The organism is Shouchella tritolerans (assembly GCF_025770735.1).
In the GTDB taxonomy this organism is placed as follows: Bacteria; Bacillota; Bacilli; order Bacillales; family Bacillaceae_D; genus Shouchella; species Shouchella tritolerans.
In genome coordinates this window covers 636,769-662,757 of sequence record NZ_JAODPB010000001.1, presented here as the reverse complement: position 1 = coordinate 662,757, position 25,989 = coordinate 636,769, and the positions used below count along the sequence as shown (strand labels likewise).

23 protein-coding genes are annotated in these 25,989 nt (G+C 41.8%); 4 read left to right on the top strand and 19 right to left on the bottom strand.

Features of this window, described 5'->3' with window-relative positions:
- Window positions 1-25 precede the first annotated feature (25 nt).
- From N6H06_RS03100 to N6H06_RS03090, 3 genes are all read right to left on the bottom strand, one after another.
- The gene (locus N6H06_RS03100) at window positions 26-1,831 is read right to left on the bottom strand and encodes an ATP-binding protein (RefSeq protein WP_212954402.1); all 1,806 of its coding nucleotides are present in this window, start codon (window positions 1,829-1,831) and stop codon (window positions 26-28) included.
- Window positions 1,821-3,008: an SIR2 family protein gene (locus N6H06_RS03095; RefSeq protein WP_263705610.1), complete on the bottom strand. Its 1,188-nt coding sequence runs from the start codon at window positions 3,006-3,008 to the stop codon at window positions 1,821-1,823. Before N6H06_RS03095 ends, N6H06_RS03100 begins: the two co-directional genes overlap by 11 nt.
- 163 nt (window positions 3,009-3,171) lie before the next feature.
- Window positions 3,172-4,011, bottom strand: coding sequence for a GIY-YIG nuclease family protein (locus tag N6H06_RS03090; RefSeq protein WP_263705609.1), 840 nt, complete (start codon window positions 4,009-4,011; stop codon window positions 3,172-3,174).
- A 675-nt stretch (window positions 4,012-4,686) separates the two neighbouring features.
- On the opposite strand from N6H06_RS03090, the gene N6H06_RS03085 reads away from it, so the two are divergent.
- Window positions 4,687-5,517, top strand: a complete 831-nt coding sequence (locus N6H06_RS03085; protein WP_212954405.1) for a ComEA family DNA-binding protein — start codon at window positions 4,687-4,689, stop codon at window positions 5,515-5,517.
- A gap of 33 nt (window positions 5,518-5,550) precedes the next feature.
- Here N6H06_RS03085 and N6H06_RS03080 read toward each other — a convergent pair whose 3' ends face one another.
- The 9 genes from N6H06_RS03080 to N6H06_RS03040 form a co-directional block, all read right to left on the bottom strand.
- Window positions 5,551-6,975 carry a sensor histidine kinase gene (locus N6H06_RS03080; RefSeq protein ID WP_263705608.1) on the bottom strand — a complete coding sequence of 475 codons (1,425 nt, stop codon included), beginning with the start codon at window positions 6,973-6,975 and terminating at the stop codon, window positions 5,551-5,553.
- A complete protein-coding gene (locus N6H06_RS03075; protein ID WP_263705607.1) occupies window positions 6,968-7,642 on the bottom strand; it encodes a response regulator transcription factor in 675 nt (224 codons plus the stop codon). Before N6H06_RS03075 ends, N6H06_RS03080 begins: the two co-directional genes overlap by 8 nt.
- A gap of 19 nt (window positions 7,643-7,661) precedes the next feature.
- A complete protein-coding gene (locus N6H06_RS03070; protein ID WP_062745536.1) occupies window positions 7,662-8,429 on the bottom strand; it encodes an ABC transporter permease in 768 nt (255 codons plus the stop codon).
- Between the two features lie 12 nt (window positions 8,430-8,441).
- Complete coding sequence (locus N6H06_RS03065; RefSeq protein WP_263705606.1) at window positions 8,442-9,266, bottom strand: ABC transporter permease; 825 nt, start codon at window positions 9,264-9,266, stop codon at window positions 8,442-8,444.
- Window positions 9,266-9,988 (bottom strand): ABC transporter ATP-binding protein, encoded by a 723-nt coding sequence (locus N6H06_RS03060; RefSeq protein ID WP_062745533.1) that lies wholly within the window; start codon window positions 9,986-9,988, stop codon window positions 9,266-9,268. The genes N6H06_RS03065 and N6H06_RS03060 overlap by 1 nt, the downstream gene beginning before the upstream one ends.
- A 111-nt stretch (window positions 9,989-10,099) precedes the next feature.
- On the bottom strand, window positions 10,100-10,672 hold the full coding sequence (locus tag N6H06_RS03055; RefSeq protein WP_062745532.1) for a flavoprotein: 573 nt from the start codon (window positions 10,670-10,672) through the stop codon (window positions 10,100-10,102).
- A gap of 10 nt (window positions 10,673-10,682) precedes the next feature.
- The gene (locus tag N6H06_RS03050) at window positions 10,683-12,020 is read right to left on the bottom strand and encodes a lanthionine synthetase C family protein (RefSeq protein ID WP_062745530.1); all 1,338 of its coding nucleotides are present in this window, start codon (window positions 12,018-12,020) and stop codon (window positions 10,683-10,685) included.
- An 11-nt stretch (window positions 12,021-12,031) separates the two neighbouring features.
- The gene (locus N6H06_RS03045) at window positions 12,032-15,181 is read right to left on the bottom strand and encodes a lantibiotic dehydratase (RefSeq protein ID WP_263705605.1); all 3,150 of its coding nucleotides are present in this window, start codon (window positions 15,179-15,181) and stop codon (window positions 12,032-12,034) included.
- Window positions 15,182-15,310: 129 nt separating this feature from the next.
- Window positions 15,311-15,445, bottom strand: coding sequence for a gallidermin/nisin family lantibiotic (locus N6H06_RS03040; protein ID WP_062746560.1), 135 nt, complete (start codon window positions 15,443-15,445; stop codon window positions 15,311-15,313).
- 343 nt (window positions 15,446-15,788) lie between these two features.
- Between N6H06_RS03040 and N6H06_RS03035 the strand changes: the two genes are divergently transcribed.
- The 3 genes from N6H06_RS03035 to N6H06_RS03025 are packed head-to-tail and all read left to right on the top strand — an operon-like array spanning window position 15,789 to window position 18,742.
- Window positions 15,789-16,703 (top strand): helix-turn-helix domain-containing protein, encoded by a 915-nt coding sequence (locus tag N6H06_RS03035; protein ID WP_062745526.1) that lies wholly within the window; start codon window positions 15,789-15,791, stop codon window positions 16,701-16,703.
- The gene (locus N6H06_RS03030) at window positions 16,687-18,471 is read left to right on the top strand and encodes an ABC transporter ATP-binding protein (protein ID WP_062745524.1); all 1,785 of its coding nucleotides are present in this window, start codon (window positions 16,687-16,689) and stop codon (window positions 18,469-18,471) included. Before N6H06_RS03035 ends, N6H06_RS03030 begins: the two co-directional genes overlap by 17 nt.
- Before the next feature lie 40 nt (window positions 18,472-18,511).
- Window positions 18,512-18,742, top strand: coding sequence for a hypothetical protein (locus tag N6H06_RS03025; RefSeq protein WP_062745523.1), 231 nt, complete (start codon window positions 18,512-18,514; stop codon window positions 18,740-18,742).
- 204 nt (window positions 18,743-18,946) lie between these two features.
- Here N6H06_RS03025 and N6H06_RS03020 read toward each other — a convergent pair whose 3' ends face one another.
- The 7 genes from N6H06_RS03020 to N6H06_RS02990 all read right to left on the bottom strand — a co-directional run bounded on the left by N6H06_RS03020 (window position 18,947) and on the right by N6H06_RS02990 (window position 25,966).
- Complete coding sequence (locus N6H06_RS03020) at window positions 18,947-20,080, bottom strand: M20 family metallopeptidase (protein ID WP_062745521.1); 1,134 nt, start codon at window positions 20,078-20,080, stop codon at window positions 18,947-18,949.
- A complete protein-coding gene (locus N6H06_RS03015; RefSeq protein ID WP_062745519.1) occupies window positions 20,040-21,077 on the bottom strand; it encodes an ABC transporter ATP-binding protein in 1,038 nt (345 codons plus the stop codon). The genes N6H06_RS03020 and N6H06_RS03015 overlap by 41 nt, the downstream gene beginning before the upstream one ends.
- The gene (locus N6H06_RS03010) at window positions 21,074-22,063 is read right to left on the bottom strand and encodes an ABC transporter ATP-binding protein (protein WP_062745517.1); all 990 of its coding nucleotides are present in this window, start codon (window positions 22,061-22,063) and stop codon (window positions 21,074-21,076) included. Before N6H06_RS03010 ends, N6H06_RS03015 begins: the two co-directional genes overlap by 4 nt.
- A 12-nt stretch (window positions 22,064-22,075) precedes the next feature.
- Complete coding sequence (locus N6H06_RS03005; protein WP_062745515.1) at window positions 22,076-22,987, bottom strand: ABC transporter permease; 912 nt, start codon at window positions 22,985-22,987, stop codon at window positions 22,076-22,078.
- Between the two features lie 16 nt (window positions 22,988-23,003).
- On the bottom strand, window positions 23,004-23,921 hold the full coding sequence (locus N6H06_RS03000) for an ABC transporter permease (protein ID WP_263705604.1): 918 nt from the start codon (window positions 23,919-23,921) through the stop codon (window positions 23,004-23,006).
- Window positions 23,922-23,966: 45 nt separating this feature from the next.
- A complete protein-coding gene (locus N6H06_RS02995; protein WP_062745512.1) occupies window positions 23,967-25,526 on the bottom strand; it encodes an ABC transporter substrate-binding protein in 1,560 nt (519 codons plus the stop codon).
- A gap of 185 nt (window positions 25,527-25,711) precedes the next feature.
- Window positions 25,712-25,966 carry a hypothetical protein gene (locus N6H06_RS02990; protein WP_062745510.1) on the bottom strand — a complete coding sequence of 85 codons (255 nt, stop codon included), beginning with the start codon at window positions 25,964-25,966 and terminating at the stop codon, window positions 25,712-25,714.
- Window positions 25,967-25,989: the final 23 nt, after the last annotated feature.

The following is a 25,989-nucleotide window of genomic DNA, read 5'->3' as shown; positions in this document are numbered from 1 at the left end:
ACAGTAACTCGTACTAATCAAGACTCTAAAGAAATTCCTTATTAACCCATAAATCACTTGGCTTTACCGTTTTAGAATCTTGCCCAAACTTTTTACCATCTACCTCAATTTCCATAGGTACAACAAATGATTCACCTACTGCTAAACAAACACCTGTTTTTAAATATGAAAGTCTAAAGATTTGTGAATCATTAATATAAGGTATGCTTTTTCTCACATGCTCTAAGTCAGCATTATTACGTATTCTGTGAATTAGAAAATTATTGCATTGTGATACAACTGTTTGTGATAATTCACTTGGTCTTTGACTGGCAATAATTAAAAAAACCCCAAACTTTCTTCCTTCTTTGGCTACTTTTTCGAAGATTTTTGAAGTACTCAACCGAATTTCATTCCTTGAATCGGCAAGACATCTATGCGCTTCATCTAAGAAAAAATTATAAACCTTTTTAATTTCTCCTTCGCTTTTCCTAGCCTGTTGCTGATCTTCAAACGTTTCCCGAATTAAATAACTTGTAAAGAAAAGCAAATCGTTGTCTGTAAAGGAAGAACAATCAAAAATAGTAAGACCTTTTTCAAAAATTCTAGCAGAATTAAATGCTTTTATTTTCTTTGAACAATCATCAAATAACGTTTTTGAATGAGTCAGAATCAAGTTATCAATTCTTGTCATTAAAGTTTGACAATGACTTCTTACTTGTGAATTCCCTTTGGATTCCTCTATTACTAGTGTTAGATTAACACCTACTTTTAATTCTTCTAGTGTCTCTATTAGAGGATTCACTTGTTCTAAAGATTTTTTTAAGTAAGATTCACATCGGTCAAATGTTATGCCATCAGTTTGTTCTTTTATATACTTATTGATAGCACCTATAAAATTCTCTTCTCCTTTCTTGTCTAAGTTTCCAAATTTAGAATCATATTCTTTTAAAACTTCACTTATTGAAGATGATTCTAAATCGGCCAGTAATCCTACTATTTTTGTTCTTTTTGCCACAGCATCTGTCTGTTGATTAAAGTAAAGTTGTAGAGCGCAATAAGCTCTAATCCAATTTAAGTGACGATCAGATTGCTTTAAAAAGTTTGCTATCTTTAACCCATTCAACAGTACTGGAAGTTGAACAGCAGCTGCTGGCTGTATTAAATTGATCCAATCATCCTCCGTCAATGTGTACAGAGGTATTGATATTTTTTCTACATCAATGTAGCATGCTTGATTACCTAGTGACTTATATTCGTTATGTACATCAAAGATTATAAAATTCAATTCATTTGGCTCTAACCCTTTACTTTTTAAAGAAATTAAGTCATTTAACATCTTCCTTACTGTTGTTGACTTCCCGGATCCTGTATTTCCAAGCACACACATATGATTCGAGAATAAGGTATCAATATTAAACTTAGGCATATATTGATGAGTCGTTAAGTTTCCAAGAGAAATAGAGAGACTCTTGCCCCTCGGATCAATAATACTCTCAATATCTCTAGTAGTTGCTAAGTAAACTTTTTCACCAATCATGGGAAACATAGACAACCCATATTCAAAATTACCTTTTTCTATTTCTCCAATAGGAATCGCCTCAAACAAAGCTTTTTGATAAAACTTCGAGTCCTCTTGCTCATTAAACGCTTTCTCCTGTTCATAAAGAGCAGTCACTTGATAAATATATTTTTGGTTTATATCTTTATATATTGTTATATAATCATTAAGACCATTACAAATATATACGTCTCCCTTGAAATTATGTTGAATCTCTGTAGGAGAATGAACTTCAATAACTATTTTATTAAAGTATACTCTTTGGATAGTACCGATACTCTTATTCTTCATTTACATCAACCTCAAGAATATAACTAATAACATGTGAGAAGTGATGACCGCTTATTTCATTATTTATCTTCCCACCAATAAAGTGAAAGTTAGGTTTTGATATATGTTCTTTTATGAAGGCTTGAGCATTTTCTTCCTTCTCATTTCCAAATATAATTAAATTAAAGTCATCACTTGCTAACGATTGAGAAATCAAATGGTTAATGTGCTGATCTGGAAAACCATAACCCAATACAATTAAAGTAGAGTCCTGCTTTTGAAGATTCACAGATAGGGCACGAAATAGTTCTGAATAAGGAGTTTGTTGCGTTTCTAAATGTTTATTAATAGTAGGAAAGATAACCACATTTTCATAGTTATCAGTAATATCTCCTTCATAAATACTACTATGGTTAACTACCTTAACAGTACCACTATTTTTTATTTTATAGCTCCAGTCGATTGAACCGTGCAGTTTATATAACTTTACATACTTACTTATAGAATTCCAACGATCTTTATACTTTATTTCCTCATCTACTAACCTTAAATTAAATACAGTGGGATCAAACTCGCGGTTTACTGATCCTCTAAAACCATTTGTATAATGAATATTTAACGATTCCATAGCAACTTCATTAAATAAATCATAATTTGTGGTGTATATGTTGACAGGCGTTTGGTCTTTCTTGCTTCGAATTGAAAAAATAGTGTTGTAAAATTGCTGATACGTCGATTTAGTTTTTTCAATGGCTTGCTCAGTTGAGTCATACTCCGTACAAATACTTTTTATTAATGCTTTTTTAGTTATAGCGAAAGATTCTTCTAGTTTTTTAAGTAAATCTGTTTCATCAGGGTTTTGTTCATAAAATTTAATTCCCGTGTTTAGCCAATTTAGATAACCTTCTATATCATTATTATTACCGTCATAGCTACCTAGAACAAGATGTTCACTTTCATTCTGCTTCAGTGTACTAAAAGTTTCACCCATTAATCCTATAGCTGGTTTAGAACAACCTGATCCAATAAATATGTTTAAGTTTTTACTTTTGAAATTATTCATTAATAATTTGCTAATCTTTTGTTTTTGCTCATCAAATGGTACTCCATTTAACAAGTCATTACCTTCTTTTAAATAATACAAATTGCTATCACAAACATTCATATCCAAAATATCTTCTTCTATATTTTCACTCATATAAACACTCCTACAAAAATATTTAATTATACTTACTAACATTTATAGTAATCCTGTACTTCATATTAAATTAGTTATCTTACAAAACATTGGTCTTGTGTTATAACAAAGGTGGGAAGGAGCACTTTCCTTTCCTTAATTTAGATAACTTACTTAATTAAATCTATATTCTTCTCTCCTTCTCCAATCCCCTCCAAAACGTCCACCCATTCTTAGAAGTCCCACTGCACAAATCCGCGGCTGCACTAGGACTTGAGCAGACGACATCGTGAAGAAGACGAACTGTGCCTTCGTCAATCACTTCTGCTTGCTTTACATCAATTAGCTGGTCAATCCGCGCATTCAGCTTGTAATAAAGTTTCCCTTCATCATTCCAGTTCTTCAGACGTTCCTGTGGACGATGAAGGATTGATCCTTTTGTTAAGAAAAACTGGCCATCATGTATGTATAAAGAAGCCTCTCTTTCTCCTTCAGCAGGAAAAATTTTTCGATCGTTTTCTTTCTCTTCTTCTTGAATAGAAACGCCAAGCGCTTCAAGAAGAAATGTGATTTGATTCGTAAATGTATTCATGGTTGCGTGGGCAAACCAATTAATTGTCGGCTTTGTATTACGTAGGTCACGGTTTTCAACAATAAAGGATGAGCGTTTAAACAGTTGAATAAATTGGTGTTCTAAAAAATCAATGGCCAGCTTATCAAAGCTGTTATTATCAGTTACAAATAAGATGCCATATTGCCAAAAATCTTTTTCTCGTAAATGGTCTCTCAGTCGTTTAATTCCTTGGGTTGATTGACCAATGTACACACTAGGATTTTCTAAATCAGAAAATAGAAAATAAATAGCGTAGTTGTTTGCATACTCAAGTTCTTCCACTTGTGCCAACAAACTTTTTTTAAAGTAAAACGCACGAATTTGGCTAGTTGGTTCTTGAATAATTTTTAATGAAGATGCTTGTTGACTATTAGGAAAATGCATCATCACAGTACGGTCAGTTCCCTGCATCGCAGTTCTCCTTGTTTCTTTTCGGTATATCCTTGAATTAAGCTTTGGCTTTACATAATTTCCTTGCCAGACAATCAGCTAAAATATTAAGCAAAAACAACGACTTCTTACACAGGTCTTTTCCATTAGTTTACTTTAAATCAGTAAGCATTGCTAGTAGTTTATACCAATTGATTAAGGTAGTTTTAAAAGACTTGACACTAGTGTTTTTCTAGCTACCTTAGATCTTCCACTATTGATAGAAGAACGTTCATTGTCTTCTATTATTTAGTTTTTTAGAAATACGAAGACATAACAAGCCCATACTTAAGAAAACAAAAAAAGGGATGATGGCCCATAAGGGAGTTACCACTGTCCAGAACAGTAGATAGGCACTAATAGCGATACAAAGCCAACCACAAATAAGAAGAAGGCTCGAAATAAAATCTTTCATATCAAGACCCGTCCTTTAAAAGTACGCGTGTTACGACTACGACTAAATTAGACTTACAATCGTTTCACACACATGCTTTATTTTGAATAGAACATGGCTGTGCATCAAATACCCCATAGTTGCGCGTCCCTTATATAAAGACTTATAAATGAACCAACTCTTCCCCCTACACAAATTAACCCATGACGATAGTCTGATAGTTTGTTACAATTACCATATTACACCACAAAGGAGGAACTAGCTTGAATACGTTTTTTTACATTTTGTTTACGCTTTCCCTTTTTGTTTTTATTCTAGGATTGGTTAAACCGCGCTTGATCCGGCTTCCTTCAAGAAGTCGAGTATGTTTATACGTGATTCCAGCTCTCATTATTACTTCTATCTTATATAACAGTACGCTAGATCCAAATAAAGCCCAATCCGCCCAACTTACCAAAATTGAAACATTAGAAGCATCCTTGCTAGACAAAGAAACAGAGATTGAAGATTTGACTGTTGCGTTAGAGGAAGCAGAGGAATCGTTAAAAGAGTCTGAAGAGCAGTTGGAGCTCGTACAAGCTGAAGAAGGCGATACTGACGATTTGATTGAAGAGCAATTAGAGGAAGCCAAACTCGAATGGGAAGAGGAATTTCGGGAACAGATCGAGGAAGAACTGGAAGAACGAATCACTGCTGAAATCAGCGAAGATTACGAGGACAAGCTTGCTGCATTAGACGATAAAATCAAAGAAAAAGAGCAAACGATTGAAGAAAAGGAAGCAGCGATTTCGAAGTTGGAAGAAGAAGTGGCCAGCGCCTCAACTGATAGCGGAAATGAAACCGCTACCACAGAAACGGAAACCGCACAGTCTTCAGAAAGCGCAAGTACCGATAGTTGTGGCCCTGGAACGGTGAAAATCAACAGTGCTTCCGAGTCTGAGTTGCAAGCGATTTATGAAATTGGCCCGGACCGTGCCGCACAGATTATTCAACTCCGGCCATTTTCTTCTTACAATGACATGAAGCGAATTAACGGAATTGGCGACGCACGTGCTGAAGCGATTAAAAACCAAGGAATTGTGTGCTTTGATTAAAACGACTGAATCTAGTGCCACTAGCACAAAATGCTAGTGGCTGTTTTTCGGGGCAGCGGGTAACTGAAAGGAGACCACTGCACCTTTGTTATTCGATGCTTGAACGTTTCCGCCATGTTTTTCGATTATATGTTTGACAATGTAGAGCCCGAGCCCTTTATGGGGGTCGGCACTATCGTTATTTTGGTAAAATTTTTGGAAGACATAATGCAAGTCCGATTCAGTGAATCCTTTTCCATTGTCGCTTACAGTCACTTTTACGTAATCGTCATGGCATTCTGCGCGGCAATCAATATGGCCATCATTTGGTTGGGCGAAACGCAAGCTGTTTGATATAAGGTTATCTATCACTTGTGTCATTTTTTGCACGTCTATTTGAATCGTGTTCGCTGTTTTTCTGTAGTCGAGGACGGAAGTGTGAAACGTCAGTCCTTCGTTTTGAACAAAATCTTTGTACTTTGCAAATTCAGTTTCAAAGAAATGTTTCGGTTCGACTGCCTCGGTTTCAATAGCGAAAAAAGACTCTTCGTCGTTCATTTTTGTATCAAGCTCTTGTACGAGGTTTTCCGTCCGCTCAATTTCGCCAATCATATTAGCAATATATGTTTTGTTCCGATCATCCTTTATCTTTCTCTCCAACATTTGCGCGTTTGCTTTCATGATCGTCAATGGCGTTTTTAAGTCATGGGAGACAGAGGAAATAAACTCAGAACGGTTTTTTTCCAAGTTCCATTGCTGATAAAGGGAGTCTTGCAACGCTTGTTTCATTATATTGAAGGAAGTCGAAAGTTTTGTGATTTCATCATTTCCGTCGGCCTCGATTTCAAAATCTAGATCTTGCTTTCGGACCAAATCTGTCGCGACAATCAATTTTTGAATCCTTGCGTAATAGTTTTTTCCTAGTTTGCTCGCATAATAATAGGTAAAGATCATAATAAAGAAAAATGGCGTGAGGAACAGACAAACAAAAAAAATATTAAATAAGGCTTCAACTTCCGATTCCAGTTTATATTGAAGTACGACACTGCCAGCAAATGAACCATTTTGGTCGACAATCGGGATAAACGTTGTGGCGGTGTTATCTTCCAAAAATGATTTGTTGACCTTATTTAGCAAATGGACGTCTTCCGTGTTGACGTTAGCGGAAAATGAACCGTACAAGAATGTTCCTTGTTCGTCTAGCACTTGATATTCCATTCCTGGGGTGGGAATGGCCTTTTCTAGTTGTTGTGCCCCCAACGCTTGTGAATCGACGAGCTCTCGATTCAAACTTTGCACTTCATCGGTTATTTTGGGGACTTGGCTCTCATAGTAATTGGCATAATAGCGGTCATCGATGCTCATGACAATCGCCCAACTTGCCAAAACAACAATGACGGTAGCTAGGAAACTAAGTAAAATGGTCTTGGCTATTGTTAATCGGATTTGCTGTTTAATGGTCGTTCTTTTTTTATTCAAGTTTATAGCCCACTCCCCACACGGTATGGATCAGGTTTGCCATTGGATCGACCTTATGAATGCGTATCCGGATATTTCGGATATGTTCAGTCACAGTGTGTGATTGTCCAGTCGCTTCTACTCCCCAAATCGTTTCGTATAGATGGTCTTTCGAAAAGATTTGTTTTGGATTGCTCATTAACATTTCCATAATTTTAAACTCTTTGTTTGTGAGCAACAATGGGGTTTCGCCATAGCGGAGCTCATTTGTGCGCCGGTCAAGTGTTATTTTTCCATAGACAAGTTCATCTGTTGGTTGTTGTTTCCGTTTTTCCCGCCTTAAATGGGTTTTGATTCTAGCAAGCAGCTGTTCATGGGTAAACGGTTTGTTTATGTAGTCATCTCCTCCTATGTTTAGCCCATTAATTTGGTCGTTGATACTTGTTCGAGCGGTAACAAATAAAATCGGAACATCCGTAAATTCCCTTACGCTACGGCAAACGTCTAACCCGTTCACATAAGGCATCATGATATCGAGGATGATTAAATCAAAGTCCTGTTCCTTGATCAACTTTATCGCGGTCATTCCATCGTTGGCGACTGTTGTATGGTAGCCTTCTTCATGTAATAGCTCTCCCACAATTGAAGTAATTTGAACTTCATCATCGACAATCAGAATGTGTTCCATTTTATCCCCTCGCAAACGTTTATTTAAAATCTTGCCTTACCCATAATAAGCTTGAAATCCCTCCGCCAAGCAGAGCAATCAAAGGCAACACCATATAAAGCAATGGCATGTTGCTTTCCGAAAGCGAAATAAAAATGGATTGAGTGGGCATCAAGAAAAACGACAACTCATTTGAAAAATAAATCGGCACCACGTAGGCAATCATCAATAGGAAGTAAGCAATGATCGGGTTTGGTGCCAAAATCGACATAACACTGGCAATAGCAATTCCAGCGACCATGACCGCCCAAAACAGAAAATAGAGCTTGGCTGAATAGATGTACCCATTCAGTACAGAGTAGCGTGTTAGATCGCCATAAAAAGTCACATAATCTGGAACTTGGTAAAAGAAAAAGCCTAGCACGACCCCAATGAGCCAGATAAACGCGGTAATGAAGACAGCAATCAAGAGCAGCGTTCCCCATTTAGACAGTAAAAATTCTAAACGGTGAAATGGCCGGTACAACACTAAGTTGTACGTTTTTGCTTTTATTGGTGCGTTCAAAACAATCACACAAAACAATGGCATGATGACTAGTGTCACAAAGAAAGAGACTTCCCTTAACAAAAACCAGGGAAAGTTAACAGCATTTAACGGCGTTTCACTATCTGCAGTATAAAGACCTAAATCAAACCAAGTCAAAAAGTGAGCGGAAAAAAAGGAGATCCCTATGAGCAGCAGTAAGAGGATTTTTATCATTCTCATCCTCCAAAGCCGCTCGAATTCACTTGCAATTAAATGTTTCATCATACGGCTCCTTTATGCATAATAATTTCGGCGAGTAAAAATCAAATATGCTCCTACAAGAAAGACCAACAAATAAAACAAAATAACTGCTATTAGCCAACCGCTCAATGCCCCGCCTGAAAGCAATAACGAGATACCGGTGTATTGAATTTTTGTTATGGATGCATATACCACATAAGAAACATTGCTTCCTTCGGCAAAAGCGGTCGATTGCTCTAACAGCTGTGGACCGACAATGGAAAAGAAGAGGATGCAAATGCCGCTACCTAATAAAGCATTGACAGAGGGCATTGCAATCGCAATAAAGCAAAATAAAGAGAGTGCCGCAAGACTAGTAAGAAAAGCAATTCCATAATAGTTGAATGCATAAAGAACCATCTCACCATTTGTAACGACTGCTTCAGAACCAAAAAGAATCGACCTTTCTGGCGTCTCAAACATCATCTGCCCAACGGTGAAGGAAGCCAAATAATAAAGAAAGAAACAGATGAATAAAGAAGTGGCCATCACAATGAATTTAGATAGAAAAATTTGGCTCATGGAATAAGCACGAAGCAAAATTAATTTGATTTGTTTTTGCTGATATTCCTCTGTTAGCACATAAGCACAAATAAAAATGAGCAGAATGTTAAACGTGATAAACAAATGTTCTGATATGCTGAGAATAGGAAAATTTATGGCGGTTGCGTAATCAACAGCATCTATTGAAATGTTGCGATTATGGTTTCGGAAATAAACACCAGTAGCAATGACTAATACCGGCAAGGTCAATACGAGCAGCCGAATGGACCATCTCGACCATAACCGTTCGAATTCACTAATGATTAGCTGTCTCATTATGACATCATCCCAATAAAAATCTCTTCTAAATTATTCTCTGCCTTGTTATAAATCTCTTCTTGTTTTCCATAAAAAAGGACATTTCCCTGCTTGATAATAATGAGCGTGCTGCATATCTTTTGGAGTTCGTCGAGCAAGTGGCTTGATAGTAAGAACGTAATATTTCTTTCCTTATTTAATTGCAAGATCAATTCCCTCAATTCCCTCATCCCCATCGGGTCTAAGCCGTTGGCAGGCTCATCCAATATGACAATCTCTGGGTTGCCTAACAGCGCTTGGGCAATCCCTAAGCGTTGCTTCATTCCTAAGGAATACGTACGTATTTTTTCATCGCCGCGGCCGCCTAACCCAACAATCGCCAATGCTTCTGCGACTTTCTCTTGCCGTTCCTGTTTGTTCAGGCCATGGAGCCGGGCAAGATTTAAGAGCATTCCGCGGCCCGTCATGAACTCAAAGAAAATAGGCGATTCAATAATGGCACCAACGGAGCGCATCGCTTCCTTTCGTTGTTTATGCACATCCAATTGATTGAGCTTCACTTCTCCGCTTGTAGGGATGAGCAATCCTGTCAACAGCTTCATAATTGTTGTTTTCCCAGCGCCATTGGGACCGATAAGACCACATATCTCCCCCTTTGCGATGGAAAGATTGATTTCTTCCACTAACGGTTTTCCTTTTACTTTCTTTGTTAAATTCTTTGTCTCAATGACCTTTTCCATTGGCTATCACTCCTTATTCTAAAACTGATTATTCCTTTTCCCTGTCAGAAAAAAATCAAAAATTTAACCATTCGCCAAAACACAAAAAAGCCGGACGCTCCGTACTGCGTCCTAGCTTTTTTCTTTTACAGCCATAGCTTTATCCATTTCTTGAGCGATGGTATACATATCTGGAATAATGAAGTTTTTACGAATGCTTCCTGAAGCCACTTCATATGCTTCTTTCTCCACTGGAGGAATGATCATATGTCCTCCCTCTTCAAGTAATGCCATGTTTCTTTTTACAAAGAAATTGTTCCACATCGCCTCATTCATGTTTGGGCAAAAAAGTACAGGCTTCGTAGAAGCTAATATGGTTGATGACAGCAGATCCATGCCTAAGCCATTAGCAACTTGGCCAATTTTATTTGCCGTAGCAGGAAGGACAATAAATAGATCTGCCCACCTAGCTAACCCGACATGGCTCGACTTGTTTGGATCTATGGTTTCATTGTGATCCTGGAAAATGTCATCACAAAACAACGACAAGGAAGAAGCCGGGAACAACTTATTGGCTTGCTCTGTGATGATGACCTTGACATGGCCATACGTATGTTTAAAAAAGGCTAAATAGGAGGGCATGTTTATGACAGAGATCGATCCAGAAATCCCGACTAGTATGTTTTTTTCTTCCTTTTCCGGCACATCCTCACCCCTAACTGATTAAAAACGCTTTATCCCAGAAGAAATCACTGTCGTCACGGACCATCGACAATAAGGCCAATCCAACGCCAGCTGCCCCTTCCAATAAGCCCGCTTTATCTAACTCGTTTGTTCGGCTTCCGATTTCAAAATCTTTAAATCCCAACGGATGCTGATCCTTATACTGTCCCTTAATCCCGTTTTCCAATTGAATGATGAGCTTGTCAAAGTCATTGATGTTAAGGTCGTTTTTCATCCGCACCATGATTTGCAACAAACCACTCTTTCCGTGGCAAAACGTCGCACTTTGCAAGTCTAGTTCTTCTAATGTTTTTTCCTTAATGCCAAGGAAACATTTAACCGCCATGTCTTGATAGGGCTGATGGTTCAGCGCTTTTCCTGCTAAATAGAGCGACCGGGCAACACCAGGATTGCCATAACACCAGCCTTCCCGTTCATCTGTGACGGTATAGTTGTTGGCTATGGCTTCTTTGACGCCTATGCGGTGAGCCCAAACTGGGGCGCCAGTTGAATTGCTTTTAGCATGACGGACGAGCCAATTGCCAATCGTCGTTATTGCTTGCCTTTGTCCTGGGATCTCTATTCCTTTTAGTAGGCATAAAGATAAAAAACTTAACGGCCCTGGGATGCCATGGGCAAGGCCCAAATTGAAGTTGCCAAATGGATAAATCTTTTTATCCTTCTCTAAAAATTGATTGTCTTGCGTAACATACCAGCCTGGAATCTCATGCTCTTCCCATGTTATGGTGGCAGCCATTTCAACAAACTGTTGCAAAATCGCTTCAATTAAGCCGTTAAAAGATGGCGTATCTTTCCTCCTTTCAAGCAGATACCTTCCAATTCCAGCATACCCCTGGATCACATCATAAAAAGTTGGCAGAGCCCCGACACAATTCCTCTGTTTTTCTTCTTCGATCTCAGCCTCTGCTTCTCTACGAATCACTTCATCCAGTTTTACTAATAAATTCTGGTACCTTGTACCATTTTCGGAGGCATTGAACACGGCAAAAGCAAAGCCTGTAATTCCTCCAAATAAAGAGATAGAATGGACCCCATTTTTTAGATAGTTGCTAGCGTAGACAATATGGTTATGGGCCACATGATCCCACTTTTCCTCGGGATACAATTTATGCAATTCAGAGAAAAATAAAATCGTCCCTGCAAAACCATGGGATAAAGAAACAGGGTCCCACGGATTTACTTTGCTAATCGTAGTGACATTGTGCTTATCCATTACAACCTCTTCCACTTGTTGTGGGTCGCTTAGTTTCTCGGTCAAATGGGCAATCATACGTTTGGTTTCTTGGTCATCAACTACCTTCTCTATCACGGTGGATCACCTCATACGTTTAATGGTTGTCCTTTCGTTTTGTTCCAATGCTTTTGGCTTTCAATAATTTGACGCACAAACGCCATTGCTTTTTTCTCCCTATCACGGTCTGTGCCGAGCAACCGGTTGCAATGCATATGGATCAAGCTCCCGACAACTCTTTCCTCTGTATTTGTCATCGGCGTCTTGTCCATATTATGGGAAAGCTCGTGTATGATTGCTTCGTTTTTGGAAAACAGCTTAAAGAGAAAGCCTTTCTGCTCCTTTAGAGCCTTCCAGTTTTCTTCTTGGTCTAGCCATTTAAGCACATCGTTCCGATAAGGCCTAAACTCTTTGGAGTAAGCTGGATCTTCGCTCCACTTGGAAATCCACTCCAATTGCCTTTCATGGTGCCAACCGTATTCCGTTAAAAAGTAAACAACATACATAGACGCGACTAATTCTAGCGGTTCTTTGAATGCTTGCTTACTACTTAAACCAAGCAAATCGGATGTCAACAAACTATCTTTTTCAAAGTATCGCTCCATTAGAGGCATGAGCGAAAGGCCGCCGTATCGTTCAATTTCCCGTTCATACGGCTCAATCACAACTTTTTTAATGTTCCCCGCAAGACGCTGGGCTGCATACCATTTTTGAAATATCGGCAGTGCGCCAGCCAACAAAGCTTTCGGATCTCCGTGAAACCTTAGCCGCAAATGGGGCTCATTGTCATAATAGCGAATAAAGAACCAGCTATTTATGAGTTTGTGGTTCTCTAACTCGGCTACAAGCGTTCGAATTTGTGTAGAAATCAGTTTTTGCTGCTTGTGGACAGGCCCATAAAGCTTAAAATAGAGCCAGTCTGTCCCAGGTTCTTTTTCTCTGCATTCAATTGGCACTTCTGCAACTGGCTTAATCATCACCGTCGGTTTTGCTGGCACATGAGGCCTTTTCTTGAATGGAACAATTAATTCGGCGTTATGTCTGCCTAAAGGGCTTTTTACCCACTGCTTCTCCCCATAATCGCCGATCATTTCTTGTAACTGCACCCTTCCTCTGCGCCTTAGTTCCGACCTTAATTCTTGCAAATGGTTGTCGTTTTTTAAGTGGATGTACAATCGGTTATCCCCATAAGCCATAAAGACCCGTTCTGGTACCTGCATTTTTTTCATCCATGTTGAAAATCGCTCAATCCATTGATCAAGTGGCGCAGAGAAATCAGACAGTTCTTCCATTTGATCGTTTAATTTCCAAATTGCCGGCGAAAGAATGACTTTTCCAGACGTAATTCTAGGAATAAAAGCAAACTCTCTAAGGCTTCCCAAATTCAACCCTTGAATCGCCTTTCCATCTTCTAAAGAAACCTCCCTTAAAAACCGGAAACAATTTGGTGCATTCTCGTAATTAAACATGTTATTTGATGTAAATACGAGACGTTTATTTGATTTCTTCGATTTTAAATAGAACCTCCCAAGTGTCGCCCCAACTAATATATCTTCTAACAACAGCTTTTTGTTTTGGCCGTTTGCATTGGTGGCAATGGTTGTATGTAAATCCCGTGTGGATTGCGTAATGGATACGTTGCTTGCACGGCCACTTTGGGGCAGAAAACTCAACTCTACGTATTCGGTTTCAACATCCGTAAACGTTTCTTCTATTTTCTTTTGTTCTTCCATCAAGTGCCTATTCTCTTCGATAGCGATCATGTCCGAGAAACGGCCGAATGTTTGGCCTAGCTCTTGGGAACCGACATTGGTTCCTATTGCCAACTGATAGTTGCCTTTATCAATTTCCTCTGCTGATGAAGCAAGCACTTCAACAAATAATTCCCCTGAATTCGGAGCAAAAACGTCATCTGTGTCGTTATCCATTAGCTTTTGCAGGTCAGAGGCGGTCAATGATATTTCCTTCGCATTCTCCCTTAAACACTGGATGTATTTTTCCATTAACAAACGATGAGTGCTCTTCGTTTGAGGCGGTTTAACACTTTTTGCTGAAGGTGGGTATTTATAGGTTGGCGGTGCCCCTAAACCTTTCTCATCGCTTAACAAGTCTAGCAGAGGAATTTCTCGATTTATCCCATATTTCTCAAGAAATTCAACATGGTATTCCCGTAAATGGGCGATTCCAGTCTCATTTTTTGAAAGCCTCCACAGCCACTCTGCCGCATTGGCCGCTTGTTCGCCAATTGAACGATTTATCTTAACCTTTTCTGTACATGTTAAGCTCAGGTCCACTTGCAACGGCTGTTTGCTAGGATGAATGTCTTGCATTTTAGCCGTTAGCGCTTGAAAGAAATCCAATCCCTGTCCGATAGGCAATTGGTTATACGTTTCTATATCGCCTTCAATTCCTTTTAACATCGCCCCTATTCCCTTCGCTTCGGGGATGGACTCAAGGATCTGTATGATATAGGATAAAGGCGCGCAGTTAACGATTGGCGGCCTTAATTCACTGATAAGAAATTCTTGTTGGAATAAATTCCAAACAAACGATTCAATTTCGTCTATAGAGGCGCTCGTATATGTTAATTGAAGCTGGTTCATTAATTCAGAAATTGAAATCGGTTTTTTCGCTACTGATTGGACAAACTCTACCACCACCGTTTTTCTGATGGAAATATTGTCTTTGCGCTCTTGATTTACACTGCTTCTTAACTGCCCACAGTTAGAAAAATAATGAAGGTAGACTCGATCGTCCGTCTCATACACAGCATCATTAAAAAAAACATTAAGCTTTCTAGCGATCGTTTGGTTTTTTTCTATTTTGCTAACTACACCAAGCAACCACTCCATATCTGGACGCGCTCTCTTTTGGTGTTGCTTCGTGTCAGATAAAGATCCCACTGTCTTATCGCCAAGTTCGCCTATAGCTATGCCTGAAAACAAACCAAAAGGAGTTGGACGGCTAGACATCCTTATTAAAAACTTTAACAAGCTGGAAACAGCGTTCCTCGTTTTTTTGGAACGGGGATCGCCATGAATTTTCTCTAAAGACTGAAATAAATTAGGGCTGGCGACTGCTAGTGCCTCTTTTATTTCAGGCCGTTCTATGTATTCTTTCAAAATGGGGATAATATCGTCTTTTGACGCGTTTTGATGGTCATGCGATAATGACAAAATCGGTGCTCTCAACATGATTGTGTCTACAGGCTCATATAATAATTGTTCGCTTTTTCTCATCGCCATGAACTCCCCTTTCAAATGAAAAACAAACAGGATTGCCCTTGCTCAATTTTATAAATCTGTATTTTAGAAAAATACAAGATTTTTGAGGGGCAATCCCATGTAAATGATCAAAAGCCTTTTTTCTTAGCAGCAGAAGCTATTAAAGCTACCTGTTTCCCCGCAACCAGGAGTACAGAAACTAACGCTTGTGAAATCTGGTTCTACATCCTTCGCTTTCGTGTGTACTACTTCCAAATCCAAGTCAAATGCTTTTTCCATTTGATATTCCTCCCCTATTTTTTTTGCCAGGGAAACCCCGGCGCAAATTAACTGTAAAAAACATTTTAGCAAAATGGAAACATCGTTTTCAGTCATTAATTCGCTTAAAATGAACAATGCCAAGGTTGAGCTTGTTTTTTGACAGTATCTCTTATAAATTATGACAATTAGAATAACTTTGTTTGTTTTTTGAAAATGTCATTACTATAGACCCCATTTTTTTGGAAAATAAATGTTGAGATTTGGTTAATCTGATATATTTCTGATAAATGCCTGATAATCTTTCGATAACATCCTCACTTAAAAAAACCAACTAATACAGGTTATGATAAGGAAGATGCATATGATGGATAATCGAATTGGCATGGAGATCCGGAACTTAAGAAAGAAACTTGGCATGTCGCAAGAAAATATTAGCTCTAGCGTTGTCAGCCAATCGGCAATAAGCAAAATTGAAAATGGAAAGTACGTCCCAAACTTACACGTGCTTGAAGCCATTGCTTCTAAGCTAGGGGTGCCTGTCGACCATTTTTTAACGCTCACCACGTGCTACAATAGTGAATACATCGAAACCACTTATGAAATGATTGAGCAACTCTCGTTAAATGAAGAGTACGAGGAACTGAACAGGCTAACTGCACAATTAATTGACTGTGGCGAGGCGGTGGAATTCCCTAATTGGTTTAAGGATTATATAAGGATCCATCATCTATTCTCTGAATTCCAATGCAAGAAAAAGGATGCTAAGACCACATTAAAGAAATTAAAATGCATGGCTGGCTGTTTGCCATTTGAACAGTCTATTCAAACAAAGTTCCATTTATATTTAGGCATTATCCATTCCCACATGAAAAAATATTCATATAGCGAAACGTTAGACTACTTACAAAAAAGCCTTGCATCCGTTGAAGGAATTAAAGGAAAGAACACCTATTTGCACAAAAAAAACTTAAAAATCTATATTTTGTACCAAAAAGCAATCATTGAACTGAACTACCATCACTATGATGCTGCTTTAAAAGATATAGGACAAGGCCTGCAATTATCCAGGAATTATGCTTGTACGGCGTATGTCGGGCAATTTCTTTATTATAAAGGTCTTTGTTTAGAAAAAAAAGGCGTTCCCTTCAAAAACATTTTAAAGCACTACCAGGAAGCCCATTTTTTTGCTAGCTTTACAAATAATTTGCCTTTCAAAAAACTGCTATCAGACAAACTCTCGGTCAGAAAGGAAGAATCATATGGGTTCTACAACTGAACGACAGGTTCAATTAAAAGAGTTCGTTTCCCTGATGCATCTTTACCGCCCCTCACTATGGCTACTTGGGCTAGCTCTGTTCTTAGTCCTGATGGAGACGGCGCTATCTCTTGCTGTCCCCCTATTAACAATGAACCTTGTGGACATAACCGTTGAATCAAATTTCAGCGGCACAACCGCTGCCCTAATCGCAGGCGTCTTTATCGTGCAAATCATTCTGTCAGGCATCTCTATGTATATGATGATCTACATCGGCCAGATAATGGTGGCAAAATTACGTAAAGATCTTTGGCACAAAGTGTTACGATTGCCAGTCTCATTTTATGACCAGAATAGCTCTGGAGAAACAATGAGCAGAATTACCCATGACACAAATGTTATTAAAAATTTTTTTACCGACCAATTGATTCCTTTTTTATCGGGAACGATTAAAATACTTGGTTCGATTATTATCCTGTTTGCATTAAATTGGAGCATTACGCTTCTCTTATTATTGATTGTCCCTGTGTCGCTAGCTGTATTAAAACCACTAGGTAGAAAAACATACAAAGTGTCGAAAGCGTTGCAAGATGAGACAGCTTCATTTCAAGGGGATTTAGGGCGTGTGTTGTCGGATATCAGGTTAGTCAAATCGTCTATAGCGGAAGACCCGGAAACGTCTCAGGGCAACAACAGAATCGATAAACTGTTAAAACATGGATTAGATACTGGGAAAATAATGGCGATCATTTCTCCATTGATGACAACCATTACCTTGTTAGTATTAGTCGTCGTCTTTGGTTACGGGGGGATACAAGTTGCCAATGGGGTCTTATCGGCCGGCACATTAGTTGCGATTGTTTTTTACATGTTCCAGATTATCCCTCCAATCTCACAAATGGGCCACTTTTTTACGCAATTGCAAAAAGCAAAAGGCGCAACAGAACGGATCACGTATATTATGGAGGAGGAATTGGAATCTCAATCGGTGTCAGGTGTATCTTATACACACAATCAAGAAACAGTTGCCCGCGTAAACGGCATTCGATTTGCCAATGTGTCTTTCTCCTATCCGAATGGCAACCATATCCTGAAAAATGTAAGTTTCACCGCCAATGCCGGTGAAGTAACGGCAATTGTCGGGCCTAGCGGTGCAGGCAAAACCACCTTATTTTCATTAATTGAACGATTTTATCCACCAAGCGAAGGGACGATAGAGTACGATAATCAACCAATCAATGACTTTGATGTCCATGATTGGAGACAAAACATTGCCTATGTTGCCCAAGATTCTCCGCTAATGGCGGGTACGATTCGCTACAATCTTACGTATGGCCATGCTGAAAAAAGCAGCGATGCCGACATTCACGTAGCCTTAGAAAAAGCAAATTTATCTTCGTTTATTGCCTCTTTGCCAGACGGCTTAGAAACAGAAGTGGGTGAAAGGGGCATTTTAGTATCTGGCGGGCAAAGACAAAGGCTTGCAATCGCTCGGGCCATTTTACGAAATCCGCAAATTTTATTGTTAGACGAGGCCACCGCCCATCTTGACAGCCATTCGGAATTTTTAGTACAAGAAGCGCTCAATCAACTCATGCTTTCTAGGACAACGCTAGTAATCGCCCATCGATTGTCGACCGTGCAGCATGCAGACAAATTGGTCGTTGTCCAGAGCGGGGAAATAACAGGCGAAGGAACACACGATGAGTTAATCGAGCACCACCAATTTTATCGTGAACTTGTCGATCGCCAATTATATAAGAAAGAATCTCCCGAGTTGATCAACTAAAAGAGCACGCTAGACTTTTAAAGGAAAGTAGTGAAGATTTGTGTTATCCATTATCTTGTTTTGTTTAAGCGTTCTTTTGTATTATGTAAGCACTCTTTTTCAATTTGAGCCGACATATACGATTGGCTTGTGGACATTGCTCTCTATTGTTGGAATCTTGTTCGCGTTGAAAGCCGCCAAACCATCTGTCAAAATGATTGGGCTCATTTTAAATGGCGCCTTTCTGCTTTTCTCTATCCTGTTGATTATCGCTTTGTTCATTCAAGCTTAGAATAGCTAACCTATTGAGCTTGAAGATATAGACGATAACCTACTATAAAATGAGCTGACTTATTGGTCAGCTCCCTTTCATTTTTCGCGCAGTCCTACGGATGAGCAGCATCATGCTGTCTGGTTTCTCTCTTTTTTGACGAGAACATGAAATAGTAAAACGCAAACGTCGCAATGGCTGTGACGCTTGCGTTATTTGCTGTTCCTATTTCGTTTTAGCTAACAACGCTTCGATTGTGTAAGCCAACAGCAGGGCACGTTCTTCGAGCGATTCGATTTCCAAATATTCTTCTTCGCTATGTTGGTTTCCCCCGACTGGGCCCATGCCGTCAATGGTCGGAATGCCGAGGGCCGATGTGAAGGAAGCGTCGGAACTGCCGCCTGTTGCTGTTTCTGTTACATGTAAGCCCATTGATGTGCCAATGGCTTTTATGAGGGAAATGAGTTCCATCGTGTCGCGATTCCGTTCCATTGGTGGCCGTGTTACTCCGCCTGTTACTGTAATGGTGGTGCCGTCAAGCCATGGTTGTTGGCAAATGGCGCGAATGCGCTTCTCCAACGGTTCTGCTTGGTTCAGCTTCGAAATGCGGACATCGATTTGCGCTTTTGCACGGCTGGCAACGGTGTTGACGGATGTGCCGCCTTCAATGAGGCCAGCGTTAATACTGATGCCTGCGTCGTGGTCAGAGAGGGCGTGTAGTTTTATAATTTTAGCGGCTAACTCAGCAATGGCGCTGCGGCCTTTTTCCGGCTCAACACCGGCATGGGCTGCTTTGCCGCTGACATCTAATGTAAACCGCCCGCCGCCTCGCCTTGCGGTAACAAGGGAGCCATCTTTTCTCGCTGGTTCCATGACGAGCACGGCTCTTTTCCCTTTTCCGTGTTCTTCAATCAGCGGCCTGCCTGTAGGAGCGCCGATTTCTTCATCACTCGTCAGCAAAAGGGCGACGTTTTTCGCTGCTTGAGGGTTGGCGCTACACAATGCCTTTATTGCTGCGAAAGCCGTGACGTGGCTGCCTTTCATGTCAATCACCCCTGGCCCATACGCCCGTTCTCCTTTCACGGAAAACGGCCTTTTTTTGACGGTGCCTACCGGATAGACGGTATCCATGTGGGCCAATAGCAAAATCGTTGGTTGCTTTGCTTCCGTATGTTGTACCAGGATGTGGTTTCCATAGATTGACTGTTTGAATATAGCTGCTTTAAACCCTAACGGTTCATAAGCGCCGATTAATTCTTTACCGAGAGCGTCCACCCCTGTTTTATGGTACGAGCCGCTATCGATGTTTACAAGTGTTTCAAGCAAGCGGAGCATGTCCGTTTTGCCAATGATGTTCATCTGGCGCACCTCCTGGCCCTTTTAATAATGGAAAATGGCAAGCGACTTGATGGCCGGCTGCTTTTTCAACCAATGCAGGTTCCTCGACAGCGCAACGCTCTTGGGCATACGGGCAGCGTGTATGAAAGCGGCAGCCGCTCGGTGGACGAACGGGGCTTGGCATATCGCCTTCAGGAATGATTCGCTGTGGTTGATGGCGCTTTCGCGGGTCAGTGACCGGCACGGCGCTAATTAAGCCTGCCGTATATGGGTGGAGCGGCTGGTTAAATAAATCCTCTTTGTCGGCAAGCTCGACGACTTTGCCTAAATACATAACAGCGATGCGGTCACTAATATGCTTAATTGCCGGGAGACCATGGGCAATAAACAGAAACGTTAATTGAAATTCTTTTTGCAACCGCGCAAGCAAATTTAAAATTTGCGCTTGGATCGAGACATCCAGTGCCGACACGGGCTCATCGCAAATCACCAGTTTCGGCTTCAAGGCGATCGCTCGGGCGATGCCAATTCGCTGGCGCTGTCCGCCGCTAAATTCATGAGGATAGCGCCCAGCGTAGGAACGATCCAAACCGACAACGTCAAGCAATTCATAAACACGTTCAACCAGTTGTTTGCCATGTGCTTTTTTATGTGTCTTTAACGGTTCAGCAATGATATCCATTACTTTCATACGTGGGTTTAAAGAAGAGAACGGGTCTTGGAATACCATTTGCATATCGGCGCGCTTTTGCCGCAATGCTTCTCCCCTTAACGTTAAAAACGGGCTACCGTCAAATGTCAGTTCGCCGCTTGTTGGTTCAAGCAACCGCATCAAGACATTCCCTAATGTGGACTTGCCACAGCCAGATTCACCAACAATACCGAGTGTTTCCCCTGAATAAATGGTTAAATCAACGCCATCCACCGCACGGAGCAGCGCTTTTTTGCGTTTGAGGACGCCTTCGCTAACCGGAAAATGCTTCGTAATTCCCTTTGCTTCCAATAATACATCGCTCATATAGCCGCCCCTCCCTTCTCCTCAAACAACCAGCAGCGGACATAGTGGCCCTTTGTTGTTTCGAACATCGGAGGGGCTTCCTGTTTACAGCGAGCCATCGCCTTTGGGCAACGGGGTGAGAAGCGACAGCCTGTTGGCATCGTGTCTGGTGTCGGCACTGTGCCTTCGATCGAGGGCAACGTTTGTTGGTGTTCAGTGATTTTCGGCGTGCTTGCTAACAGCCCGACCGTATACGGATGTGCTGGCTGTTCAAAAAGCGTGATGACATCGGTTTGTTCGACTACTTGACCAGCGTACATGACGATCACTGTGTCGGCCATTTCAGCAACGACGCCAAGGTCATGGGTAATCAACAAAATCGCTGTACCGTTTTCCTTCACAAGCGTCCGCAGCAATTGCAAGATTTGTGCTTGAATCGTGACATCGAGGGCAGTCGTCGGTTCATCGGCAATGAGCAGTTTTGGGCTGCAAGCTAAGGCGATTGCGATCATCACACGTTGGCGCATGCCGCCGCTTAAAGCATGGGGATAGGAACGATAGACTTGTTCCGCTCTAGGAATACCAACTTTTTTGAGCATCTCGATGCTTTGTTGCTTGGCCTCTGCTTTCGTTACGTTTTGGTGAAGCAAAATTACTTCCGACAGTTGGTTGCCGATTGTAAATAACGGGTTTAATGATGTAAGGGGCTCTTGGAAAATCATAGACAGCTCATTCCCACGCAACTTGCGGTACTCACTGTCGCTGATCGCTGTCAAGTCGTTGCCGTTAAATTGAATTTCGCCGGCGACGACTTTTCCTGGAGCGCTAATGAGCCCCATGATTGAGAGCGATGTCACGCTTTTTCCGCAGCCCGACTCGCCGACGACTGCCACTGTTTCCCCTCGTCCGATGGAGAATGTAACGCCATTTACCGACGGGATGGCGCCATGTTCTGTATAAAATTCGGTCCTAAGCCCTGTCACTGACAAGAGCGCTTCTTTTTCCATCTGATCCTCTCCTTACCGCCGGCTCTGGCTACGTGGATCGAGCACATCACGCAACCAATCACCTAAGAAAATAATGCCAAGCACTGTAATCGTGATCGCTAAGCCTGGAAAAGTGGCCAACCACCAGCTTGTTGCCAAATAATCGCGCCCGTCGCTCAAAATTCCGCCCCAAGACAAGTCAGGCGGTTGGATGCCAAGTCCTAAAAAACTGAGCGATGCTTCAAGAATAATCGTCGTCGCTACACTGAGCGTCGAAATGACAATGAAGGCGGGCAGCACATTCGGCAACAAATGGCGAAACATGAGCATGCCATTTTTAACGCCAATCGAACGGGCGGCTTTCACAAATTCTCTTTCTTTTAACGACAACACTTCCCCGCGGACAAGGCGGGCATAGTTCACCCAATTGGTGACGCCAAGGACGATAATCAATGTCCACACACTGGGACCGAACACGCTTAAAATGACAAGGGCAAATAAGATGTTCGGAATAGACAAAAACGAATCGACAAGACGCATAAAAAACGAATCAACCCAGCCGCCATAATAGCCGGAAACGATGCCAATCGTCACACCAATTAAACCAGCAACGGCGACAGCGGCAATCCCGACAAGAAGCGAAATTTGCGAACCGTAAATGACGCGGCTTAAAATATCGCGTCCTAAATTATCAGTCCCAAGAATATGGACAGCTGTTCCTCCATCAACCCAAACAGGGGGCTGAAGCATGTTGGCCGGGTTCATTTCGTTGGGATCGAAGGGCGCCAAGAGGCTAGCAAATACGGCCATAACAATAATAGCGACCACAATCGCCAATCCGACCGTCCCGGTTTTGCTGCGGAACAGGAGCCGTGCCCACCGTTTTAAGGCGCGATGGGGATTTCGTTTCTCGCTTCTCGGGAGCCGTTCCAATTGCAATGCCATCGGTTTGATTTCCCTCCTAGTCGTATTTAATCCGTGGATCAAGGAACCGGTAAAGCACGTCTGCAAGCAAATTCATCGCGATCACGAGAAGGGCGATCACGAACACGCATGCTTGTACAATCGCCATGTCTCTCGTATTGACAGCTTGGATGAGCAACTGCCCGATCCCTGGCCACGAGAAGACCGTTTCTGTAATCAACGTCCCGCCGACCACAGTCGATGTTTGCAAAGCAGTGATCGTGACAAGTGGAATGAGCGAGTTGCGAAGGGCATGCTTATAAACGACCAACGTTTCACGGATTCCTTTGCTTCTGGCGGTGCGAATATAATCTTGGCTTAAAATTTCAATCATGTTCGAACGGAGCAGCCTCGTCATTTCTGCCGCTATCCCTGTTGCCAGTGTGATGGCAGGCAGCAGCAAATGGGCGAACGTCCCTCTGCCCGAAACAGGCAACCAGCCGAGTGTAACGGAAAAGAGCAAGATCAACATGATGCCAAGCCAAAAATTGGGCATCGCTTTGCCAAGCACTGCCCCACCGGCTGCTATCAAGTCTAACGGTGAGTTTTGCTTTGTCGCTGACCAAATTCCCAGTGGAATCGCCACACATACAGCTAGCGTTAAAGCGACCACAGCTAGTTCCAATGTGGCTGGAAGCCGCTCAAGCACAAGGGGCAAAGCGCTTGTGTTGTAGCGGAATGAATCACCAAAGTCCCCTTGAACAAGATGAAGGAGATAGTTGCCGTACTGGACAATAAATGGCCTATCTAAACCAAGCGAGGCCGTCAATTGGTCAATCTCCTCTTGGGAAGCGTCATCCGGCAACATGAGCGCTACGGGGTTTCCGGCTATGTAAACGAGCGCGAAGATGACAAACGAAATAATGAATAGCACTGGAATCATTTGTGCCAAGCGCTTTAGTAAAAAAGGGCCCATTGGCTCGCCTCCTTTGCAAAGGCCAGGTACCCCCGGCCTTCGTTTTTATTTTCTCTTAATCTCAGGCGCATAGATCATTTCATCCATTTTCGGAACAAAATCAATCCGATCATTGACGCCATAATTGACGGTCTCTTGATGAAGCATAATATGGGGCAGCTCTTCATCGGCAATGCGCTGGATTTCTTTCAGTTGCTCAGCCCGTTCCGTTTGATCCATATTGACAGCCGAAGCTTCGAGCAGCGCATCTATTTCTTCATTCTTATAGTCGGTTTGGCCGACAAAACGATCCGAGCGGTACCAGTCGACACTATAAGCGCCGTCAAACATTGAATTTCCTAATCCGATCAAGTAAGCATCTTTATTGGTGCCTGCTTGGCGCATCTCGACGAAATTGCTCCATTCCATCAGCTCGATATCGACACTGACATTGATCGCTTGCAGCATGCCGCCAATCAGCTCGGCAATTTCAGCATCTTGCAAATAGCGCCCCCTCGGGGAATGGAGCGTCATTTCAAATCCATCGCCATAACCAGCTTCTTCGAGCAGACGCTTTGCTTCTTCAAGGTCGTAGTCATACGTATCATACAGAGATTCTTCTGCACCAAAATTGCCTGGCGCCACACGTGTTTTAGTCGGCGTCCCTGCCCCGCGCAATGCGCTTTCCGTAATCGCTCCATTGTCAATTGCCAAATTAAGCGCTTTGCGGACGCGAACATCGGCAGTCGGGTACCCCTCTGTCGCCCGGAGAATCAGCATCATTGTCCGGTTGGACGTCTCTGATTTCATCGCTGTCCCTGCATTGCCATTGACCCGGTCCCAATCAGCAGGCGGAATGTTTACGGCGATATCGACTCCGCCTGTCAGCAGCTCCGATACACGGGTTGAATTTTCGGGAATAATGCGGAAGATGACTTCATCCCACTCTTCTACCGCCCCTTCAAAGTAATCGTCATATGGCGTCAACACAATCCGTGAATCACGGACCCATTCTTTACATTCATACGGCCCTGTCCCAATTGGATGGGCGAGAAAATGGTCCCACCCTTCTTCTTCAATGTACCGTTTCGGCAGGATGCCTGACCCAAGTCTTGACAAACGGTGCAACAAAGAGGGCTCAGGCTCGTGGGTGATGACCCGGAAAGTCCGTTCATCGATGATGTCGACTTCCTTAATTTGCCGATAATTCGGATATTCTTGCAGCGTTTCGTCTGTGGCGACACGTTCAAGCGTAAATTTCACGTCTTCTGATGTAAGTGTATCGCCATTGTGGAAAGTTACCCCTTCTTTTAATGTCATTTCGACGGTAACATCATCGATTTGCGTAAATGTATCAACAAGCTCTGGCTGGATGACATTGTTTTCGTCACGTTTGAATAAGTAGTTAAACATGTTGTCATGCACGGCTTCTGTTGACGTATTGTTGTGGTCATGGATATCAAATGTGACGATGTCGGTGCCGAGGGCAATCGTTAACGTTTTATTGTTTTCATCCACAGACGCAGCCCCTTCATCCAAGGCAATCGGCTCCTCTTCCGCCGCCCCGCCGCCGCAGCCGGACAACACCAATCCTAAAACCGCTAAAATGAGATATGCATATTTCATAGTCAACCCCTCTTTCACAAGTGAACGACCCACTGCTTGCTACACTCGGATTGCTTGAAGTGGGGCTTTTGTGGCAATCGCCACTTTTGCTAGCTGTTGATTGATTGTAAACGTTTTTATTGATAAATAGTTGTACACATAACGAACATTCATCTTCCACTGCTTACAGAGGAAGACGTCTAATGTTATTTATCACGTATTTGGTTATAGGCGTTTTCAAATACACGCAACGCTTCTTCTAAATGGCTCGTGTCAGCCATACAATGTTGGCGGTGCCATTGCAACGCTTCTTTTACTTCGTGATACAGCCGGTCGTCATATCTTTTCCATACACACTCCTTTGATGCTTGCACGGCATTGGCTTCCATTGTCAGAAAAGCAATGCTTTTTCGGATGCCCGTGTATAAACAGGAACAGACGCTGTAGGGAATATCCGCCACTTCTTCACCTCCTTCTTGTCAAT

What these genes read in the sequence shown, in the direction of transcription:
- N6H06_RS03100 (WP_212954402.1), bottom strand. Translation starts at nt 1,831, where the DNA reads ATGAAGAATAAGAGTATCGGTACTATCCAAAGAGTATACTTTAATAAA.
- N6H06_RS03095 (WP_263705610.1), bottom strand. Translation starts at nt 3,008, where the DNA reads ATGAGTGAAAATATAGAAGAAGATATTTTGGATATGAATGTTTGTGAT.
- N6H06_RS03090 (WP_263705609.1), bottom strand. Translation starts at nt 4,011, where the DNA reads ATGCAGGGAACTGACCGTACTGTGATGATGCATTTTCCTAATAGTCAA.
- N6H06_RS03075 (WP_263705607.1), bottom strand. Translation starts at nt 7,642, where the DNA reads ATGGAACACATTCTGATTGTCGATGATGAAGTTCAAATTACTTCAATT.
- N6H06_RS03070 (WP_062745536.1), bottom strand. Translation starts at nt 8,429, where the DNA reads ATGAAACATTTAATTGCAAGTGAATTCGAGCGGCTTTGGAGGATGAGA.
- N6H06_RS03065 (WP_263705606.1), bottom strand. Translation starts at nt 9,266, where the DNA reads ATGAGACAGCTAATCATTAGTGAATTCGAACGGTTATGGTCGAGATGG.
- N6H06_RS03060 (WP_062745533.1), bottom strand. Translation starts at nt 9,988, where the DNA reads ATGGAAAAGGTCATTGAGACAAAGAATTTAACAAAGAAAGTAAAAGGA.
- N6H06_RS03045 (WP_263705605.1), bottom strand. Translation starts at nt 15,181, where the DNA reads ATGAGAAAAAGCGAACAATTATTATATGAGCCTGTAGACACAATCATG.
- N6H06_RS03040 (WP_062746560.1), bottom strand. Translation starts at nt 15,445, where the DNA reads ATGGAAAAAGCATTTGACTTGGATTTGGAAGTAGTACACACGAAAGCG.
- N6H06_RS03035 (WP_062745526.1), top strand. Translation starts at nt 15,789, where the DNA reads ATGATGGATAATCGAATTGGCATGGAGATCCGGAACTTAAGAAAGAAA.
- N6H06_RS03030 (WP_062745524.1), top strand. Translation starts at nt 16,687, where the DNA reads ATGGGTTCTACAACTGAACGACAGGTTCAATTAAAAGAGTTCGTTTCC.
- N6H06_RS03020 (WP_062745521.1), bottom strand. Translation starts at nt 20,080, where the DNA reads ATGAACATCATTGGCAAAACGGACATGCTCCGCTTGCTTGAAACACTT.
- N6H06_RS03015 (WP_062745519.1), bottom strand. Translation starts at nt 21,077, where the DNA reads ATGAGCGATGTATTATTGGAAGCAAAGGGAATTACGAAGCATTTTCCG.
- N6H06_RS03010 (WP_062745517.1), bottom strand. Translation starts at nt 22,063, where the DNA reads ATGGAAAAAGAAGCGCTCTTGTCAGTGACAGGGCTTAGGACCGAATTT.
- N6H06_RS03005 (WP_062745515.1), bottom strand. Translation starts at nt 22,987, where the DNA reads ATGGCATTGCAATTGGAACGGCTCCCGAGAAGCGAGAAACGAAATCCC.
- N6H06_RS03000 (WP_263705604.1), bottom strand. Translation starts at nt 23,921, where the DNA reads ATGGGCCCTTTTTTACTAAAGCGCTTGGCACAAATGATTCCAGTGCTA.
- N6H06_RS02995 (WP_062745512.1), bottom strand. Translation starts at nt 25,526, where the DNA reads ATGAAATATGCATATCTCATTTTAGCGGTTTTAGGATTGGTGTTGTCC.